At 64.4% G+C, this 825-nt stretch carries 2 protein-coding genes; both read left to right on the top strand.

Translation table 11 applies throughout. The annotated features are described in order from the left end of the window. Positions 1-26: 26 nt before the first annotated feature. Complete coding sequence (locus ACT3S3_RS15265) at positions 27-356, top strand: IS3 family transposase (RefSeq protein WP_014009899.1); 330 nt, start codon at positions 27-29, stop codon at positions 354-356. After that, a partial coding sequence (locus ACT3S3_RS15260) for an IS3 family transposase (RefSeq protein ID WP_444627017.1) occupies positions 356-825 on the top strand: 470 nt, incomplete at its 3' end. The genes ACT3S3_RS15265 and ACT3S3_RS15260, both read left to right, overlap by 1 nt.

Raw genomic sequence — 825 nt, 5'->3', positions numbered from 1 at the left:
CCCGTCCCGCACGAGAGGATGTCACTATGACCGACCACACCGCCGGCAAGCGACCACGACGAACCTTCAGCCCCGAGTACAAACACGAAGCCGCCCGACTGGTCATCGACACCGGACGTACTATCGCCGAAGTCGCCCGTGAACTCGGCGTCGGCGCCCAGACGCTAGGTAAATGGGTCGCCGCCGAACACGCCGACCAGGCCGGTGAGCCCACCGGCGAGCTGGATCTGGATGAACGCGCCGAACTCAAACGACTGCGCCGCGAACTCGCTGACGTGAAGAAGGACAACGAGTTTTTGGGAAAAGCGGCAGCCTTCTTCGCTGCCAAGCAACCACCGCAGAACGGTATGAACTGATGGTGCAGGAGAAGGCGAATTACGAGGTCAAGCGTATGGCACGTCTGCTGGGAGTGTCCCGGTCCGGTTTCTACGCCTGGGTAGCACGACAGGCCGGACAGCCCGGCCCACAGCGCCGTGAGCGCGACGACCTCGACGCGAAGGTCCGGACGGTGTTCATCGAGTCCGACGAGGTCTACGGCGCTCCCAGGGTGCATGCCCAGCTGGCCCGGGAGGGCACACAGGTTGATGTGAAGACCGTGGCGAGATCCATGGCACGTCAGGGCTTGGAGGGCATCAGCCCCAAGAAGTTCACCCCGGTGACCACCCTGCCTGGTGTCGAGGCCCATACGATCCCTGACCGGGTCAGGCGCGGCTGGGACCAGGGCGGGCTCGACCGGTGCTGGATTTCCGACATCACCTACCTTCGCACCGGTGAAGGCTGGGTGTACCTCGCAGCGGTCACCGACGGGCACTCCCGACGGATCAT

This window comes from Corynebacterium sp. AOP40-4SA-5 (genome assembly GCF_052377355.1).
Lineage (GTDB): Bacteria > Actinomycetota > Actinomycetes > Mycobacteriales > Mycobacteriaceae > Corynebacterium.
Note: the sequence above shows the minus strand (reverse complement) of the source record. Positions and strands in the feature narration are given on the sequence as shown.